The following is a 16,059-nucleotide window of genomic DNA, read 5'->3' on the forward strand; positions in this document are numbered from 1 at the left end:
CGACAGGCATTCTGTTATCACCAACCACAAACGGAGTAATGCTATGGGTGACTATCACCACGGCGTGCGTGTCCTCGAAATCAACGAAGGCACCCGCGTAATTTCCACCGTCTCAACGGCGATTATCGGCATGGTTTGTACCGCAGAAGATGCCGATGCAACCCTGTTCCCTCTCAACACCCCGGTGCTGATCACCGACGTGCTGGCCGCCAGCGGCAAAGCGGGTAAAAAAGGCACTCTGGCGCGTTCGCTGCTGGCGATCGCCGAACAGGCCAAACCGGTCACCGTCGTAGTGCGCGTGGCTGAAGGGAAAGACGAAGCCGAAACCACCTCCAACATCATTGGCGGCGCCGATGAAAACGGCAAATATACCGGCATGAAAGCCCTGCTGGCCGCCCAGGCCGAACTGGGCGTGAAGCCGCGGATTCTTGGCGTGCCGGGCCACGACAACCAGGAAGTGGCAACCGCGCTGGCCGGCATCTGCCAACAGCTGCGCGCTTTCGGTTATATCAGCGCCTACGGCTGCAAGACCGTTTCCGACGCCATCAAATACCGCGCCAGCTTCAGCCAGCGCGAGCTGATGCTGATTTGGCCGGACTTCGTCAACTGGAACACAACCACCAACAGCAGCGACATCGCCTTCGCCACGGCGCGCGCACTGGGGCTGCGCGCCAAGATTGACCAGGAGACCGGTTGGCACAAAACCCTGTCCAACGTTGGCGTCAACGGCGTGAGTGGCATCTCGGCCAGCGTATTCTGGGATCTGCAAACCGCAGGCACCGACGCCGATCTGCTGAACCAGGGCTGCGTCACCACCCTGATCCGCAAGGACGGCTTCAAATTCTGGGGTTCGCGCACCTGCTCCGATGAGCCACTGTTCCAGTTCGAGAACTACACCCGCACCGCGCAGGTATTGGCCGATACGATGGCGGAAGCCCATCTGTGGGCGGTTGACCGCCCGCTCACCCCGACGCTGATCCGCGACATGATCGACGGCATCAAGGCCAAGTTCCGCGAGCTGAAATCCGCCGGCCTGATCATCGACGGCGACTGCTGGTATGACGAGAGCGCCAACGACAAAGAGACCCTGAAGGCCGGCAAGCTGTTTATCGACTACGACTACACCCCGGTGCCGCCGCTGGAAGATCTCACGCTGCGTCAGCGCATTACCGATCGTTACCTGGCGAACTTCGCCGCATCCGTGAACAGCTAAGGAGACTGCATCATGGCACTGCCAAAAAAACTGAAATACCTGAACCTGTTTAACGACGGCTTCAACTACATGGGCGTGGTTTCCGCCATGACGCTGCCGAAACTGACCCGCAAGCTGGAGAAATTCCGCGGCGGCGGCATGAGCGGCGCAGCCTCGGTGGACTTCGGCCTGGACGACGATGCGCTGGTGGTGGAATGGACCATGGGCGGCCTTGATGAGCTGGTGCTCAAACAATGGGGCCGCGTCGATGCAGTGCCGTTGCGCTTTACCGGCTCCTTCCAGCGCGACGACACCGGCGACGTCTCCGCGCTCGAGGTGGTGATGCGCGGCCGCCATAAAGAGATCGACAGCGGCGATTTCAAGCAGGGCGAAGATACCGAAACCAAGGTCTCCACCGACTGCACCTACTTCAAGCTGAGCATCGACGGCAAAGAGCTGATCGAGATCGATACCGTCAACATGATCGAAAAAGTCGACGGCGTAGACCTGCTGGCGGCGCACCGCCGCGCCATCGGCCTGTAATTTTCACCTCAACGGCCAGCCTCTGTGCTGGCCCTTTTCTCAAATTTAAGAACTGGATATCCCATGGAACTGAATGCATCCCCGGAAAATACCGTCATCCTGAACACCCCGATCAAACGCGGCGAGAGCGAGATTGCCAGCCTACAGGTGACCAAGCCGAACGCCGGCAGCCTGCGCGGCATCGGCCTGGCAGCGCTGGCCAACGCCGATGTCGACGCGCTGATCACCATTTTGCCTCGCGTCACTTACCCGAACCTGACCAAGGAAGAGTGCGCGCGCCTGGAGCTGCCGGACCTGATCGCGCTGGCCGGCCAGGTGATCGGTTTTTTGTCGCCGAAATCGGCCGAGTAACGGTCGATCCCACTCTGACGGTAGATGACCTGATGGCGGATATCGCGGTGATTTTTCACTGGCCGCCTTCAGAGATGAACGGCATGGCGCTGGCGGAGCTGATCGGCTGGCGCCACAGAGCGCTGCAACGTAGCGGAGTAAATAAAGATGAGTGATACCGACAGCAAAGAAGCGTTGAAAAACGCGGACAACACTGTCCGCGAATATCGCCAACAGCTCAAGACCGAGCGAAAGAATCAATCTCAAATCGTCGAATTGTTGAAGGTCAAGGCGGCACAAACGGACGCGCTCCGCAAACTGGATGAGATCCGTAATATCCGCACAAGCCTGCCCGCATTTTTATCTTCTCCGGAGGATATCGCGACGGCGCAGCAGGCAAACCTCGATTACGCCGTGCAAAGTGCGCGCAAAGCCCTCGCCTCTCGCAGCCAACAGCGTCTGGAAAAGCAATTGCAATCGAGAGAGGTGGATACCACCGATTTACCCCTTGCCCAGCACACATTCCAAAAGAAATCAGACGTGACGCAAGGTCTCCTTAATCATCATCGCGACCGACGCCAGGATCTGCGCCAAAAGAGACGTCAGGAGGTGCTTGGCGATTACCAACATCGCCAAGAAAAAATTGACACGTTTCGCGACTTCAGCACAGAGACGACTGGTAAGATTTTCGGCGCCGGGAAGACATTGTTTACTCCAGGTATGAAGCTCGAGCAACAGATGTCGGGCGTACAGGCACAGTTGGGGTTGAATAACGGCGATCCGTATCTGGCCGATTTACACCGGCAGGCAACCGGCATGGCTGCCGAAGGACAATCTGCGCAAGAAGTCGTTCAAGCGCAAACCGCGCTGGCAAGCGCCGGTTACAATGCCCAAGAGGTGCTGAGCGCCGCACCAGTGGCCCTGAACCTGGCCAAGGCCAGCGGCAGCAGTATTGAGGTGGCGGTAAAAGCGCTGACTGGGATCCAAAGCTCCTTTCAGCTGCCCGTCGCTCAAGCAGGCAATATCGCTGATGTACTGGCTAAAGCCAGCAATCGTTATCAACTGAGCCTGAGCGAGCTCGAAACCCAACTGCGTTCAGCCGCGCCCGCGGCGAAGCACGATGGCCAGAGCCTGGAACAAACCGCTGCACAGTTGGCGCCTCAGGGGCGCAACCTCGGCAGCGTCGACAACGCGGCCCAAATGCTGGTGACCGTCAGAGGTGACAATCTGGATGGTGATATCCAAAAGCTTTTTGCCTCATGGGATAACCTGCGCATCGGTCTGTTCGATGGGCAGGCTGCTGCTTTGCGCCAGCTGACGCAAACCGCTACCGGCTGGTTGACCACGCTCGGCCAGTGGACGCAGGCCAACCCGGCGCTGGCCAATACCTTGATGACCGTCGGCACCGCCATTACCGCGTTGGTCGGCGGCCTGTCATCCATCGGCGTTTTCATCGCTCCGGCACTGAGCGCCGTCAATATGCTGATGGCCGGCGCCGGCCTGTTGGGCACGGTATTCACCTCCGTTGGCGGCATGATCGCCGGCGCATTCGCCGCACTCAGTCTGCCGATCGCGGCCGTCGTCGCAGCCATCATCGGCGGTGCCGCCTTAGTTTATAAGTACTGGGAGCCGATCAGCGCCTTTATGGGGGGCGTCGCCAGCGGTTTCGTCGCCGCCATCGCCCCTATCGTCGAAAGTTTCACTCCTATGCTGTCGCTGTTCGAAGGGATCATCGGCCTGGTCAAACAAGGCTTTAACGCGCTGCAGGAACTGCTGACGCCAATCCAGATGACACAAGAAGGATTAAACAGCGCCGCCGGCTACGGCAAAGCGTTCGGCGAGATCCTGACGACCGTCTTGACGGCGCCGGTCGCGTTGTTCGCCAAGCTCAGCGGCAGCGTGATACGGCTGTTGAAAGCCTTCGGCCTGTTGAGCGCCAACCCGCCGGAGCTGGATGATGAGCAAATCAAAACCGTTCAGAACGATTTGGCGGCCGGCGAGCTGAAAGAGGGTATGGCGGTACAGAACTATCAACCGGCAATGGCGCCAGGCGCCATCTCGACTGCCAATAATCGCTCCATTACCAACCATATGACCATCAATACCACTCCGGGTATGGATCGTCAGGAGATCGAGCAAATCATCAACCATGTGAATCGCCAGAACCAGCTGGATAGCGACAACGCGGTTTATTCAAACTATCACTTCGCATAAGGAGCTTTCATCATGATGCTAACACTTGGGCTGTTCGTATTTATGTTACGCACAGTCCCTTATCAAACCATGAATCGCCAGCTGGACTACCGCTGGCCGGAAAACAACAGGGTTGGGCAACGCGCCACCTCACAGTTCCTTGGCGTCGATACGGAGACAATCACGCTCAGCGGCCAACTGCTGCCGGAACTGACCGGTGGTCGCCTTTCGTTGCTCACGCTGCAGACCATGGCTGAGCAAGGCCGTGCCTGGCCGCTGATTGAAGGCAGCGGCGCTATTTACGGCATGTTCGTGATCCAGAAAATTTCTCAAACCAGCACCCAGTTCTTTCCGGATGGTCAGCCTCGGCAAATTAATTTCGATATCACGCTGAAACGCGTCGATGAGTCGTTGCACGCCATGTTTGGCGATCTGCAGCAGCAAGCGACCGAATTGCTCGATAAAGCGCAAAAAGCGACGGGGATAAGCTTATGATCACCGAAACCTATCAACCCGTGGGGGCGAAACTCGCCCCCGACTTTATTCTGACCCTGAGCGAAAAAGACGTCACGGAGAATATCCGCGATCGGCTGATTTCGCTGAAGATGGAGGATTTCAGCGGGTTCAAGGCGGACACCCTCAGCCTCACATTGGATGACAGCGACGGCCAGCTTCGCATGCCAGAGCGAGGGGCAGTTCTTGAGCTGTTCCTCGGCTGGCAGGGTTCCGCCCTAATCGGCCAGGGAAAATTTGTCGTCGATACCGTTATCCACAGCGGCGCGCCGGATACTCTGCAAATCACCGCCCGCAGCGCGGATTTTCGCAGCTCGATGACACAGTTGCGCAGCCTGTCTTATCATGAGAAAACGGTTGGCGATATCGTGCAGCAGATCGCCGATCGCCATAGCTTGCCGGCCCCCTCTCTGGCGGCGGAGATTGCAGCCATCAGCATTCCTCACATCGACCAAACCAACGAGTCGGATCTGCAGTTTCTCACCCGTTTAGCTATCCTCAACGGCGCTCAGGCCAGCATCAAGTATCAACGGATTTTGTTTCTGACACCGGGTATGGGGCGCACGGCGAAGGGCGACCCGATTCCGATGATGACGCTGACGCGCAACGACGGCGATCGCCATACCTTTCAATTGGCGGATGCCAAAGCCTACAGCGGCGTCTCTGCCGTTTGGCTCAATACGGATAAGCCTGAAGAGGCGCAGAAAAAGGTCAGCCTTCACCGTCAGCCATCGGCCCCCAGGAGCGGCGAAGCACAGCATCCTGCCGCCAAGCCCGGAGCGCCCATCGCCAAGCAGGAGAGCACCTCAAGCTATATGGCGGGCCAACCCGACCAGGTCTATCACATACCGAAAGTCTTCCGCGACAAAACCTCCGCCATGCGTGCGGCCGAGGCGTTGTTTAAACGTATCCAGAAAGGTGTCGCCAGATTTACCATCGATCTGGCTCTAGGGCGTCCGGATCTGTTTCCAGAACGACCTATCCGAGTGCGTGGTTTTAAAAACGTTATTGATAGTCAACAATGGGTTATTAGCAAGGTGACCCATAACTTAACCGGCACTGGCTATACCTGCAGCTTGAATCTGGAGATTCTACTTACCGACCTAGAGTATCAAAGCTCAGAGTCTTAATGTTTCATTTGCATCTTAATCTTGCTTTTGCGAGTTCATGGGCTATTATAAGTCATATAACCTGATGTAGCACAAAGAGGGATTCAACTATGATGCACTGTCCATTATGCGGTAACGTGGCCCACACTCGCTCCAGTCGCTATCTGAGCGAGTCGACCAAAGAGCGCTATCATCAATGCCGCAACATCAACTGCAGCTGCACGTTCGCCACGCACGAGTCCGTTGCGCGGGTGATCGTCAAGCCAGGCGATGATATTGTTCCGGCGCAGCCGCACCCGCCGGAAAATGAACAAAAGCAGCGCGCTGCGGCGCTGTAATGCAAAAAGCCTGCTTACGCAGGCTTTTTTATGTCGATATAGCGCGGCCAAAAACTCGCAAATGCAACATGATGTATTTTCAGATAAAAAAAGGGGTTGGCATAGGCCAACCCCTGATAACTATTAACTTTTGGATGCAGCGTTAGTTAACGCGGTTCAGACGCTCTTTGATACGAGCAGACTTACCAGTACGTTCACGCAGGTAGTACAGTTTAGCTTTACGAACGGCACCACGACGTTTAACAGTAATGCTGTCGATTACTGGGGAGTGAGTCTGGAATACGCGCTCAACACCTTCGCCGTTGGAAATCTTACGAACAGTGAATGCAGAGTGCAGACCGCGGTTACGGATAGCGATAACCACGCCCTCGAATGCCTGCAGACGTTTTTTGCTACCTTCAACGACCCATACCTTCACTTCCACGGAATCACCCGGACGGAATGCAGGTACGTCTTGTTTCATCTGCTCTTGTTCAAGTTGCTTAATAATGTTGCTCATAATATGTCTCTTACCCTAGGTAAACTGATATATCGGTCCCGTCTGATGTCAGACGTTTCCTTCATAGTCCTGTTGCCTGGCCTGATGTTCCCGTTGGAACTCAGCCAGCAACACCGCTTGCTCGTCAGTCAGAGCTAGGCTTTCTAGAAGTTCAGGTCTTCTAAGCCAGGTTCGGCCCAGCGACTGCTTTAAGCGCCAGCGACGTATCTCGGCATGGTTGCCCGACAGCAGAACCGGCGGTACTTCCATCCCTTCCAACACCTCTGGGCGGGTATAGTGCGGGCAGTCCAGCAATCCGTCGGCGAAGGAGTCTTCCTCCGCTGAGGCCTGATGGCCCAGCACACCCGGTATGAAACGGGCGACTGAATCAATCAGGGTCATCGCCGGCAGTTCCCCGCCGCTGAGAACGTAATCGCCGATTGACCATTCTTCGTCAATTTCGGTTTGGATTACGCGCTCATCTATCCCTTCGTAACGGCCGCACACCAGAATCATCTTCTGATTGGCCGCCAGTTCGCACACGCCGGTTTGATCCAGCTTGCGCCCCTGAGGTGACAGATAAATCACCTTTGCTCCCTCGCCTGCCGCTGCTTTCGCTGCATGAATGGCTTCCCGTAAAGGTTGCACCATCATCAGCATTCCCGGGCCGCCGCCGTATGGGCGATCGTCCACGGTACGATGCCGGTCGTAGGTGAAGTCGCGAGGACTCCAACACTGCACGCTCAGCAGGCCATTTTTTACTGCCCGGCCAGTCACCCCGTAATCGGTGATAGCGCGGAACATCTCAGGAAACAGGCTTACAATACCGATGAACACAAGCCAATCCCCTTACCGTTATTCCACTTGCTTCGACCGTATGATCCGGAGGTCAAAAACCAGGATCCCAATCTGCCTCAATCACGCGGGCAGTGAGATCGACTTTCTTGATAACCTGCCCATGAAGAAACGGAATCAACCGCTCCTTCATGCCGAACGCATCTTTCAGGTTCGCTTTCACAACCATCACATCGTTCGAGCCGGTTTCCATCATATCGATGACTTTACCCAGCTCGTAGCCGGCGGTGGTGACTACCTGGCAGCCCATCAGGTCTTTCCAGTAGTAATCGTCACCCTCCAGCGGAGGAAGTTGCTCAGAATCCACCATAATCTCGCGATTAGTCAGCAGATTCGCCGCGTCCCGATCGTCAATGCCTTTGACCTTGATGATCAGATCCTGACTGTGGCGCTTCCAGTCTTCCAACTCGATATGCTGCCACTGACCCGCCTGCTGGATAAACCACGGCTGATAGTCAAAAATGCTTTCGGCGTTCTCGGTGGATGAAAACACTCTGAGCCAACCACGAATGCCGTAAGCGGACCCCATTTTACCGAGTACAATCGGCTGCTTAGGCGCTACCGGTTTGAGTTGCTTGCTCATTGCCACCACCGCGACAGATTAAGCTGCTTTCTTAGCGTCTTTGATCAGCGCGTGAACGCGATCAGAAACGGTTGCACCCAGACCAACCCAGTGCTCGATGCGGTCCAGGTCCAGACGCAGTGCTTCAGCCTGACCGGAAGCGATCGGGTTGAAGAAGCCTACGCGCTCGATGAAACGACCATCACGAGCGTTGCGGCTGTCGGTCACTACTACTTGATAGAACGGACGCTTTTTAGCGCCGCCACGTGCCAAACGAATTGTTACCATAACATCCTCTTTAGTTAATAAAACAGCCGGGCCCCATTGAGGGACGGGGCCCGGTTGCAATATAAAAAGCCCGAAAATTTTACTCATTTTGGCGCAAAAAGCAATCTAAAGCGTCGATCGCAGGGGACAACTTTTGCAGCCTGTCAAATTTCGGGCGGTTTTCACCGCGAACGGCGAATGCTGAAAGCGCCCGCACTCGGCGTGCGGGGGCCCGTCAGCGGCCTGGGAAGCCCGGCGGCATCATGCCTTTCATGCCGCGCATCATCTTCGCCATACCGCCTTTCTTCATCTTCTTCATCATACGCTGCATTTCGTCGAACTGCTTCAGCAAGCGGTTGACGTCCTGCACCTGCATGCCGGCCCCCATCGCGATGCGGCGCTTGCGCGAGCCCTTGATGATTTCCGGTTTGGCGCGCTCTTTCAGCGTCATCGAGTTGATGATCGCCTCCATGCGCACCAGCACTTTGTCGTCCATCTGCGACTTGACGTTGTCCGGCAGCTGGCCCGCGCCCGGCAGCTTGCTCAACATGTTGGCCATGCCGCCCATGTTGCGCATCTGCTTGAGCTGCTCCAGGAAGTCGGTCAGATCGAAACCGTCGCCCTTCTTCAGCTTGTTGGCCAGCTTCTCCGCCTGCTCGCGGTCGACCTTGCTTTCGATATCTTCGATCAGCGACAGCACGTCGCCCATGCCCAGGATGCGCGATGCCACGCGATCCGGATAGAACGGTTCCAGCGCTTCGGTCTTCTCGCCCACGCCGAGGAACTTGATCGGCTTGCCGGTGATGTGGCGGATGGACAGCGCGGCACCACCGCGCGCGTCGCCGTCGACCTTGGTCAGCACCACGCCGGTCAGCGGCAGCGCTTCGTTAAACGCCTTGGCGGTATTGGCGGCATCCTGCCCGGTCATGGCGTCGACCACGAACAGGGTCTCCACCGGCTTGATCGCCGCGTGCACCTGTTTGATCTCGTCCATCATCGCTTCGTCAACGTGCAAGCGGCCGGCGGTATCGACGATCAGCACGTCGTAGAACTTCAGCTTGGCCTGTTGCAGCGCGCGATTGACGATGTCGATCGGTTTTTCTTTGACGTCAGACGGGAAGAAGTCGATGCCGACGCCTTCCGCCAGCGTTTCCAGCTGTTTGATCGCCGCCGGGCGATAAACGTCCGCGGAAACCACCAACACTTTCTTCTTCTGTTTTTCTTTCAGGAACTTGCCGAGCTTACCGACGCTGGTGGTTTTACCGGCGCCCTGCAGGCCCGCCATCAGCACCACCGCCGGCGGCTGTGCCGCCAGGTTCAGCTCGGTATTCACTTCGCCCATCGCGGCGATCAGCTCGCCTTTGACGATCTTGACGAATTCCTGCCCCGGCGTCAGGCTTTTGTTGACTTCATGGCCGACCGCGCTCTCTTTGACGCGGTTGATGAAGTCGCGCACCACCGGCAGCGCAACGTCCGCCTCCAGCAATGCCATGCGCACTTCACGCAGGGTTTCCTTGATATTCTCTTCGGTCAGCCGCCCGCGGCCGCTGATATTGCGCAACGTGCGCGACAATCGATCGGTTAAATTTTCAAACATCGTCTCATGCTCAACGTGTAATGACAGGCCGCTCCGGCGACACAATTGCGCCGATGATAACACGAAGCGCGCAGGATCTCTGCCTCAGCGTTGGAGATCGGTTGGAGTGAAACGCGCGCAACGTTATACTGACACTCCAATTAACCACGCCGAAGCAAAATTAAACGCTATGCCAGTTTTCTCCATTGTGGCTTTGATGGCCTACCTGCTCAGCCTTGGACTGATCATTCCCAGTTTGTTGCGGAAGAACAGCGCATACCGTCGGCTTGCCCTCGTCTCGGCGGTGGTGGCACTGATTTGCCACGCCATCGCACTGCAGCAGCGCATCTTTGACGTCAGCGCCGGGCAAAATCTCAGCCTGCTGAACATTGGCTCTATCGTCAGCCTGATCATCTGCTCGGTGATGACCTTCGTCGCCTCGCGCGATCGCGGCTGGTTCCTGCTGCCGATCGTCTACAGCTTCGCGATGATCAACCTGGCCTTCGCCAGCTTCATGCCCGGCGAGTTCATCACTCATCTGGAAGCCAGCCCGGAACTGATGGTGCATATCGGCCTGGCGTTGTTCTCTTACGCTACTCTGATCATCGCCGCGCTCTATGCCTTGCAGCTCGCCTGGCTCGACTACCTGTTGAAAAACAAGAAATTGACCTTCAGCGCCGACATGCCGCCGCTGATGAGCATCGAGCGCAAAATGTTCCATATCACCCAGATCGGCGTGGTGCTGCTGACGCTCACCCTCTGCACCGGCCTGCTGTACATGGATAATCTGTTCAGTAAAGAGAACGTGCATAAAGCCGTGCTGTCGATCATGGCCTGGTTCGTGTATATCGTGCTGTTGTGGGGCCACTACCATGAGGGCTGGCGCGGTCGCCGCGTCGTCTGGTTCAGCTTCGCCGGCGCCTTCCTGCTGACGCTCGCCTATTTCGGCAGCCGTCTGATTCAGCAGGTGATGGTGCGCTAAGCCAGCCCGGTTCAATTCTCCCTATATAAGGAATACTGCATTGGAGCATGTGTCGACGGGGACCCTCATCATTATCCTGGTGATCATGATCGTGGTCTCTGCTTACTTCTCCGCCTCCGAAACCGGCATGATGACGCTCAATCGTTATCGCCTGCGTCATCTGTCCAAACAGGGCAACCGCTCGGCGCGTCGGGTGGAGAAACTGCTGCAAAAACCGGATCGGCTGATCGGTCTGGTGCTGATCGGCAACAACCTGGTCAACATTCTCGCCTCGGCGCTGGCGACCATCGTCGGCATGCGGCTGTATGGCGATCTCGGCGTGGCGATCGCCACCGGTGTGCTGACCTTCGCCGTGTTGCTGTTCGCTGAAGTGCTGCCGAAAACCTTCGCCGCGCTTTACCCGGAACGCATCGCCTTCCCCAGCAGCGTCTTGCTGGCGCCGTTGCAAAAGGTGATGTTCCCGCTGGTCTGGCTGCTCAACGGCATCACCAGCCTGACCCTGCGTCTGTTCGGCATTCGCACCAATGTGCGCATCAGCGACGCCGTCAGCAAAGATGAGCTGCGCACCATCGTGCGCGAATCCCAGTCGCAGATCTCCCGTCGCAATCAGGACATGCTGATCTCGGTGCTGGATCTGGAAAAGGTGACGGTCAACGACATCATGGTGCCGCGCACCGAGATCGTCGGCATCGACGTCAACGACGACTGGAAGTCGATCATGCGTCAGCTGACCCACTCGCCGCACGGCCGCATCGTGCTGTATCGCAGCTCGCTGGACGATGCGATCGGCATGCTGCGCGTGCGCGAAGCCTACCGTCTGATGACCGAGAAAAAAGAGTTCAACAAAGAAAACCTGCTGCGCGCCGCCGATGAGATCTACTTCGTGCCGGAAGGCACGCCGCTCAACGTGCAGCTGGTGAAGTTCCAGCGCAACAAAGAGAAGGTCGGCATCGTGGTCGACGAGTACGGCGACATTCAGGGGCTGGTCACGGTGGAAGACATCCTCGAAGAGATCGTCGGCGACTTCACCACCTCGATGTCGCCGACGCTGGCGGAAGAAGTCACGCCGCAGAGCGACGGCTCGGTCTTGATCGACGGTACCGCCAACGTGCGCGAGCTGAACAAGGCCTTCAACTGGACTCTGCCGGCCAACGAGGCGCGCACCGTCAACGGCATGCTGCTGGAAGAGCTGGAAGAGATCCCCGAAACCGGCACTCGAGTGCGCATCGGCCATTACGATATCGACATTCTCGACGTACAGGGCAACATGATCAAACAGGTGCGGGTCACGCCAATCACCTCGCTGCAGGCCAGCGTCGGTCATCACTGACCGTCGGCCTGAACGTAAAAAAGACGCGAAATCGCGTCTTTTTTTATCTCTGCGGGCCACGTACGACTAGATATGCAGTTCCTGCAGCTTCTCTTTCGGCAGCGCCAGCTCGTCGTTGTGGTTCACCACCACATCGTTATCCAGAATGTGTTTGGCGATCTCCTGCGCTTCTTCCAGCGAGTGCATATGGTAAGTGCCGCATTGATACTCGTTCAGCTCAGGGATCTTGCGCTGATCGGTCACTTTCAGCACGTCGGCCATCGCCGCTTTCCAGGCATCGGCAACGCGCTGCTCTTCAGGCACGCCGATCAGGCTCATGTAGAAACCGGTGCGACAGCCCATCGGAGAGATGTCGATAATTTCCACGCCCTGGCCGTTCAGATGGTCACGCATAAAGCCGGCGAACAGGTGCTCCAGCGTGTGAATGCCGCGCTCGGGCATCACTTCCAGGTTCGGGCGGCAAAAGCGCAGGTCAAACACCGTGATGGTATCGCCATGAGGCGTTTTCATGGTTTTTGCAACGCGGACAGCCGGAGCTGCCATACGGGTATGATCGACGGTAAAGCTATCCAGCAATGGCATTTCGCTACCTCCTCGTAAAAGAGCATTTATTTCGAAACTTTTTTTCCTAACCGGGAAACCTTTTCCAACCCTGCGAGTCTGAGTATGTGAAAGACGCGCATTTGTTATCATCATCCCTGTCATCAGAGATGCATATTTGGCCACATTGATGTGGCCTTTTTCTTTTTCAGCTTCCGCCGTTTTGCTTCAGGAACGCTTCAAAGCTTAGCGTATCATTGGCTTCTATGTCGCGTTGGCGCTGCCACGAAGCCTCGCGCTCTTTATCCAGCTCAGCTTCGTTCAGAATTTCCAACGGCTCTTCCAGCAGCATCTCGCGATAGCGTTCAGCCAACTGCAGACCGACGCGCCCGGTGCCTTCCGCCTTCATCGCCTTCAGAATGCGTGCGGAGAAAGTCAGTTCCGGATCGTCGAACGCGGCGACCAACTCATCGCACACCTGCTGGTATTGACGATTGCCGGCTTCGCCGTCCAGCACTTCCGCTACCCGACGCAGATCGGCGAACAACGCCTTGCCGACTTTCTCCAGCGGCTCATGGCTGGCGCCACAGCCGATGCCGATGGTCTGGCCCGGCTTGCGCCCTTCCAGGATCACTCGGTTCCAGTTTTTGCGCGTGCACAGCAGCTCATCGCTGCTCATCTCCGGCGCATCCGCCAGCGCGCACCACACCAGGAACAGATCCAGGAAACGCGCCTGCACCGCATCCACGCCGATCGGCGAGAACGGGTTGATGTCCAGCGAGCGCACTTCGATGTATTCGATGCCGCCGCGCAGCAACGCGTCCGACGGCGTCTCGCCGCTTTTGGTCACGCGCTTCGGCCGGATCGGCGCATACAGCTCGTTCTCGATTTGCAGCACGTTGCTGTTCAGCTGCAGATAGCGATCGCCCTCTTTCACGCCCAGCTTGGCGAACTCTTCCGAAGGCGTGGCGATCGCCCGCTTCAGACCGGCCACATAGCTGTGTAGATCGTTGAAAGTAATGCCCAGATTACTCTGCGATTTGTTGGTGTAACCCAGGTCGCTCAAACGCAACGAGGTGGCGTATGGCAGGTAGCACATGCCCTGTTCGGTGCGCTCGAACGGCAGATTGGTCTCGCGCCCTTTGAGGAACGAAGAACAGATCGCCGGCGATGCGCCGAACAGATATGGGATCACCCAACCGAAACGGTAGTAGTTGCGGATCAGGCGGAAATAGCCCGCCGAGATCTGCTCTTTACCGCTTTCGGCATCCTGCACGCCGGCCCAGGCCTGCCAAAACTCCAGCGGCAGCGAGAAGTTGTAGTGCACGCCGGAAATGGTCTGCATCAGCGCGCCATAGCGATTCTTCAGCCCTTCGCGGTACAGCGTCTTCATGCGGCCGATGTTCGACGAACCGAACTGCGCCAGCTCGATATCCTGTTCGGCTTCGATAAAGCACGGCATGCTGAGCGGCCACATGCGTTCATCGCCAATATTGCGCGCCACGTAGCGATGAATATCGCGCAAGAACGTCAGCAGGTGATCGATATTGTCATCAACCGGCGTAATGAACTCTAACAGCGCCTCGGCGAAATCCGTGGTAATCCAGTGGTGCGTCAATGCCGCCCCCAGCTTTTCCGGATGCCCGGTAGTCGCCAAGGTGCCGTTCGGCGTGACTCGCAGCGTTTCACGCTCGATGCCGCGACGAATGCCTTTTAATGCCTGAGGATGGGCTTCCAACCAAGAAAGCGCCTGTGATACGTCCGGGATCAAATTGACCTCCCGCTTCTAAAAACAATAACTCGTAAGCATACTGAATCCGCACCCGAGAGAATATTGAGTTATATTCACTTGGTTACTGCCACCAGGCGATGCCCTGTACCGTTATCATAGTCAAAACGATGTAACGCAGCGCCTTTCCGATACACAGAAACAGCGCGACAGAGCCCCAGGGCATGCGCAGCCAACCTGCCAACACGCACAACAAATCGCCCACCACCGGCACCCAACTGAGCAACAGCGCAGCCGGGCCGAAGCGTTGCAGCCACCCGAGCGCCGTTGCCAGCCCCCGCTGTGGTTTCAACGCCGGTAACAGGCGCCCGATAATGACATTGGTCAAGCCGCCCAGCGTGTTGCCCAGGGTCGCGGCCAGCACCAGCAATTCCGGCGAGACGCGACTCTGGGTCAGCAAAGCGACCAGAACGATTTCTGAATTTCCCGGCAGCAGCGTCGCACTGAGGAAGCTGCTGCCAAATAACGATATTACGGCTAGCGTACTACTCACAGCGTGCGAACGTCTACCACGTCCATACCGGCGCTTTTTGCCGCCTGAATGCCGAACTCGGCGTCTTCAAACACCACGCACTTTTCCGGCGGCACGCCGATAAGTTCAGCACAACGCAGGAAGGTGTCCGGCTCCGGTTTGTGGCGCTGTACGTCGTCCGCCCCGACGATCGCGTCGAAGCAGTTGAACAGGCCGAGATGACGCAGCAGCATTTCCGCCATGCGGTGCTCGCTGCCGGTACCGACCGCCATCGGACGGCGACCGTGATAGGATTTTACCACCTCGATCAGCGGCAACGGGCGCACGCTGTCCAACAGCATCGCCTCCACCGCGCGGGTTTTCTCCGCGGCCAGGTGATGGGGATCGAGATCGGCCTGATGGCTGGCGATAATCGCCTGAGCGATGCGCCAGGTTGGTGAACCGCTCAGCGCCACCATCGCCGCTTCATCAAACGTCATGCCATAACGGGACAGTACTTCACTCCACGCTTTACGGTGCGTTGGCTCGGTGTCCAGAATCGTGCCGTCCATGTCGAAAATAAGACCCTGATAGCGGTCGTACATCGTTACTCCATGATCGTTGAGGAAAGAAAACTACTTTAGCGTAAAGCCGTTGGGTTGTCGCTGACTGCGTCATAGCGGAATGTGCTGTGCCCGATCGGGTGCAAAGGAGGAAAGAGGTGAAGAGAGAATGGCTGAATGCTGAAAAGCGAAAAACCCGCCAAGGCGGGTTTCTCTTAGATGGTGCATCCAGGAGGATTCGAACCTCCGACCGCTCGGTTCGTAGCCGAGTACTCTATCCAGCTGAGCTATGGATGCAGAACTGTTTTTGCCGCTTGCCTGTTTCACGAACAACAGAAAAGCAAAAACCCGCCAAGGCGGGCTTCTCTTAGATGGTGCATCCGGGAGGATTCGAACCTCCGACCGCTCGGTTCGTAGCCGAGTACTCTATCCAGCTGAGCTACGGATG

The 16,059-nt window shown here is 57.1% G+C and carries 19 protein-coding genes and 1 tRNA gene; 10 read left to right on the forward strand and 10 right to left on the reverse strand.

Features of this window, described 5'->3' with window-relative positions; genetic code table 11:
• Window positions 1-43: 43 nt before the first annotated feature.
• From AC6BYQ_RS26405 to AC6BYQ_RS26440, 8 genes are all read left to right on the forward strand, one after another.
• A complete protein-coding gene (locus AC6BYQ_RS26405) occupies window positions 44-1,213 on the forward strand; it encodes a phage tail sheath protein (protein ID WP_498057800.1) in 1,170 nt (389 codons plus the stop codon).
• Between the two features lie 12 nt (window positions 1,214-1,225).
• Window positions 1,226-1,735, forward strand: coding sequence for a phage major tail tube protein (locus tag AC6BYQ_RS26410; protein ID WP_498057801.1), 510 nt, complete (start codon window positions 1,226-1,228; stop codon window positions 1,733-1,735).
• 63 nt (window positions 1,736-1,798) lie between these two features.
• Entirely contained in the window at window positions 1,799-2,086 is a 288-nt protein-coding gene (locus tag AC6BYQ_RS26415) for a phage tail assembly protein (RefSeq protein WP_074055897.1), read from the forward strand.
• A gap of 32 nt (window positions 2,087-2,118) precedes the next feature.
• Complete coding sequence (locus tag AC6BYQ_RS26420) at window positions 2,119-2,241, forward strand: GpE family phage tail protein (RefSeq protein ID WP_074055898.1); 123 nt, start codon at window positions 2,119-2,121, stop codon at window positions 2,239-2,241.
• Window positions 2,234-4,279, forward strand: a complete 2,046-nt coding sequence (locus tag AC6BYQ_RS26425; protein WP_498057802.1) for a phage tail tape measure protein — start codon at window positions 2,234-2,236, stop codon at window positions 4,277-4,279. The genes AC6BYQ_RS26420 and AC6BYQ_RS26425 overlap by 8 nt, the downstream gene beginning before the upstream one ends.
• A gap of 12 nt (window positions 4,280-4,291) precedes the next feature.
• The gene (locus AC6BYQ_RS26430; protein ID WP_498057803.1) at window positions 4,292-4,753 is read left to right on the forward strand and encodes a phage tail protein; all 462 of its coding nucleotides are present in this window, start codon (window positions 4,292-4,294) and stop codon (window positions 4,751-4,753) included.
• Window positions 4,750-5,901, forward strand: coding sequence for a contractile injection system protein, VgrG/Pvc8 family (locus tag AC6BYQ_RS26435; protein ID WP_498057804.1), 1,152 nt, complete (start codon window positions 4,750-4,752; stop codon window positions 5,899-5,901). The genes AC6BYQ_RS26430 and AC6BYQ_RS26435 overlap by 4 nt, the downstream gene beginning before the upstream one ends.
• A gap of 89 nt (window positions 5,902-5,990) precedes the next feature.
• Window positions 5,991-6,218: an ogr/Delta-like zinc finger family protein gene (locus AC6BYQ_RS26440; protein ID WP_074055902.1), complete on the forward strand. Its 228-nt coding sequence runs from the start codon at window positions 5,991-5,993 to the stop codon at window positions 6,216-6,218.
• Window positions 6,219-6,360: 142 nt separating this feature from the next.
• Here the strand turns inward: AC6BYQ_RS26440 and rplS are convergent, their stop codons facing one another.
• The 5 genes from rplS to ffh all read right to left on the reverse strand — a co-directional run bounded on the left by rplS (window position 6,361) and on the right by ffh (window position 9,977).
• Window positions 6,361-6,717, reverse strand: a complete 357-nt coding sequence (gene rplS, locus AC6BYQ_RS26445; RefSeq protein ID WP_019455136.1) for a 50S ribosomal protein L19 — start codon at window positions 6,715-6,717, stop codon at window positions 6,361-6,363.
• 48 nt (window positions 6,718-6,765) lie between these two features.
• Window positions 6,766-7,533, reverse strand: a complete 768-nt coding sequence (trmD, locus tag AC6BYQ_RS26450; protein WP_004932485.1) for a tRNA (guanosine(37)-N1)-methyltransferase TrmD — start codon at window positions 7,531-7,533, stop codon at window positions 6,766-6,768.
• A gap of 52 nt (window positions 7,534-7,585) precedes the next feature.
• Complete coding sequence (gene rimM, locus AC6BYQ_RS26455) at window positions 7,586-8,134, reverse strand: ribosome maturation factor RimM (RefSeq protein ID WP_019455135.1); 549 nt, start codon at window positions 8,132-8,134, stop codon at window positions 7,586-7,588.
• An 18-nt stretch (window positions 8,135-8,152) separates the two neighbouring features.
• A complete protein-coding gene (gene rpsP / locus AC6BYQ_RS26460) occupies window positions 8,153-8,401 on the reverse strand; it encodes a 30S ribosomal protein S16 (protein WP_004932501.1) in 249 nt (82 codons plus the stop codon).
• A 214-nt stretch (window positions 8,402-8,615) separates the two neighbouring features.
• On the reverse strand, window positions 8,616-9,977 hold the full coding sequence (gene ffh / locus AC6BYQ_RS26465) for a signal recognition particle protein (protein WP_004932504.1): 1,362 nt from the start codon (window positions 9,975-9,977) through the stop codon (window positions 8,616-8,618).
• 169 nt (window positions 9,978-10,146) lie between these two features.
• Between ffh and AC6BYQ_RS26470 the strand changes: the two genes are divergently transcribed.
• Window positions 10,147-10,938 (forward strand): cytochrome C assembly family protein, encoded by a 792-nt coding sequence (locus AC6BYQ_RS26470; RefSeq protein WP_004932506.1) that lies wholly within the window; start codon window positions 10,147-10,149, stop codon window positions 10,936-10,938.
• 40 nt (window positions 10,939-10,978) lie between these two features.
• Complete coding sequence (locus AC6BYQ_RS26475; RefSeq protein WP_019455134.1) at window positions 10,979-12,268, forward strand: HlyC/CorC family transporter; 1,290 nt, start codon at window positions 10,979-10,981, stop codon at window positions 12,266-12,268.
• Between the two features lie 66 nt (window positions 12,269-12,334).
• Here AC6BYQ_RS26475 and luxS read toward each other — a convergent pair whose 3' ends face one another.
• The 5 genes from luxS to AC6BYQ_RS26500 form a co-directional block, all read right to left on the reverse strand.
• A complete protein-coding gene (luxS, locus tag AC6BYQ_RS26480) occupies window positions 12,335-12,850 on the reverse strand; it encodes an S-ribosylhomocysteine lyase (RefSeq protein ID WP_019455133.1) in 516 nt (171 codons plus the stop codon).
• 166 nt (window positions 12,851-13,016) lie between these two features.
• Window positions 13,017-14,579: a glutamate--cysteine ligase gene (gene gshA / locus AC6BYQ_RS26485; protein WP_025159657.1), complete on the reverse strand. Its 1,563-nt coding sequence runs from the start codon at window positions 14,577-14,579 to the stop codon at window positions 13,017-13,019.
• An 82-nt stretch (window positions 14,580-14,661) separates the two neighbouring features.
• Window positions 14,662-15,090: a YqaA family protein gene (locus AC6BYQ_RS26490; RefSeq protein WP_025159656.1), complete on the reverse strand. Its 429-nt coding sequence runs from the start codon at window positions 15,088-15,090 to the stop codon at window positions 14,662-14,664.
• The gene (yqaB, locus tag AC6BYQ_RS26495; RefSeq protein ID WP_004932523.1) at window positions 15,087-15,653 is read right to left on the reverse strand and encodes a fructose-1-phosphate/6-phosphogluconate phosphatase; all 567 of its coding nucleotides are present in this window, start codon (window positions 15,651-15,653) and stop codon (window positions 15,087-15,089) included. Before yqaB ends, AC6BYQ_RS26490 begins: the two co-directional genes overlap by 4 nt.
• A 178-nt stretch (window positions 15,654-15,831) precedes the next feature.
• Window positions 15,832-15,908: transfer RNA gene (locus AC6BYQ_RS26500), tRNA-Arg, on the reverse strand.
• Between the last annotated feature and the right edge of the window lie 151 nt (window positions 15,909-16,059).

This window comes from Serratia sp. LTN-2, from assembly GCF_059740205.1.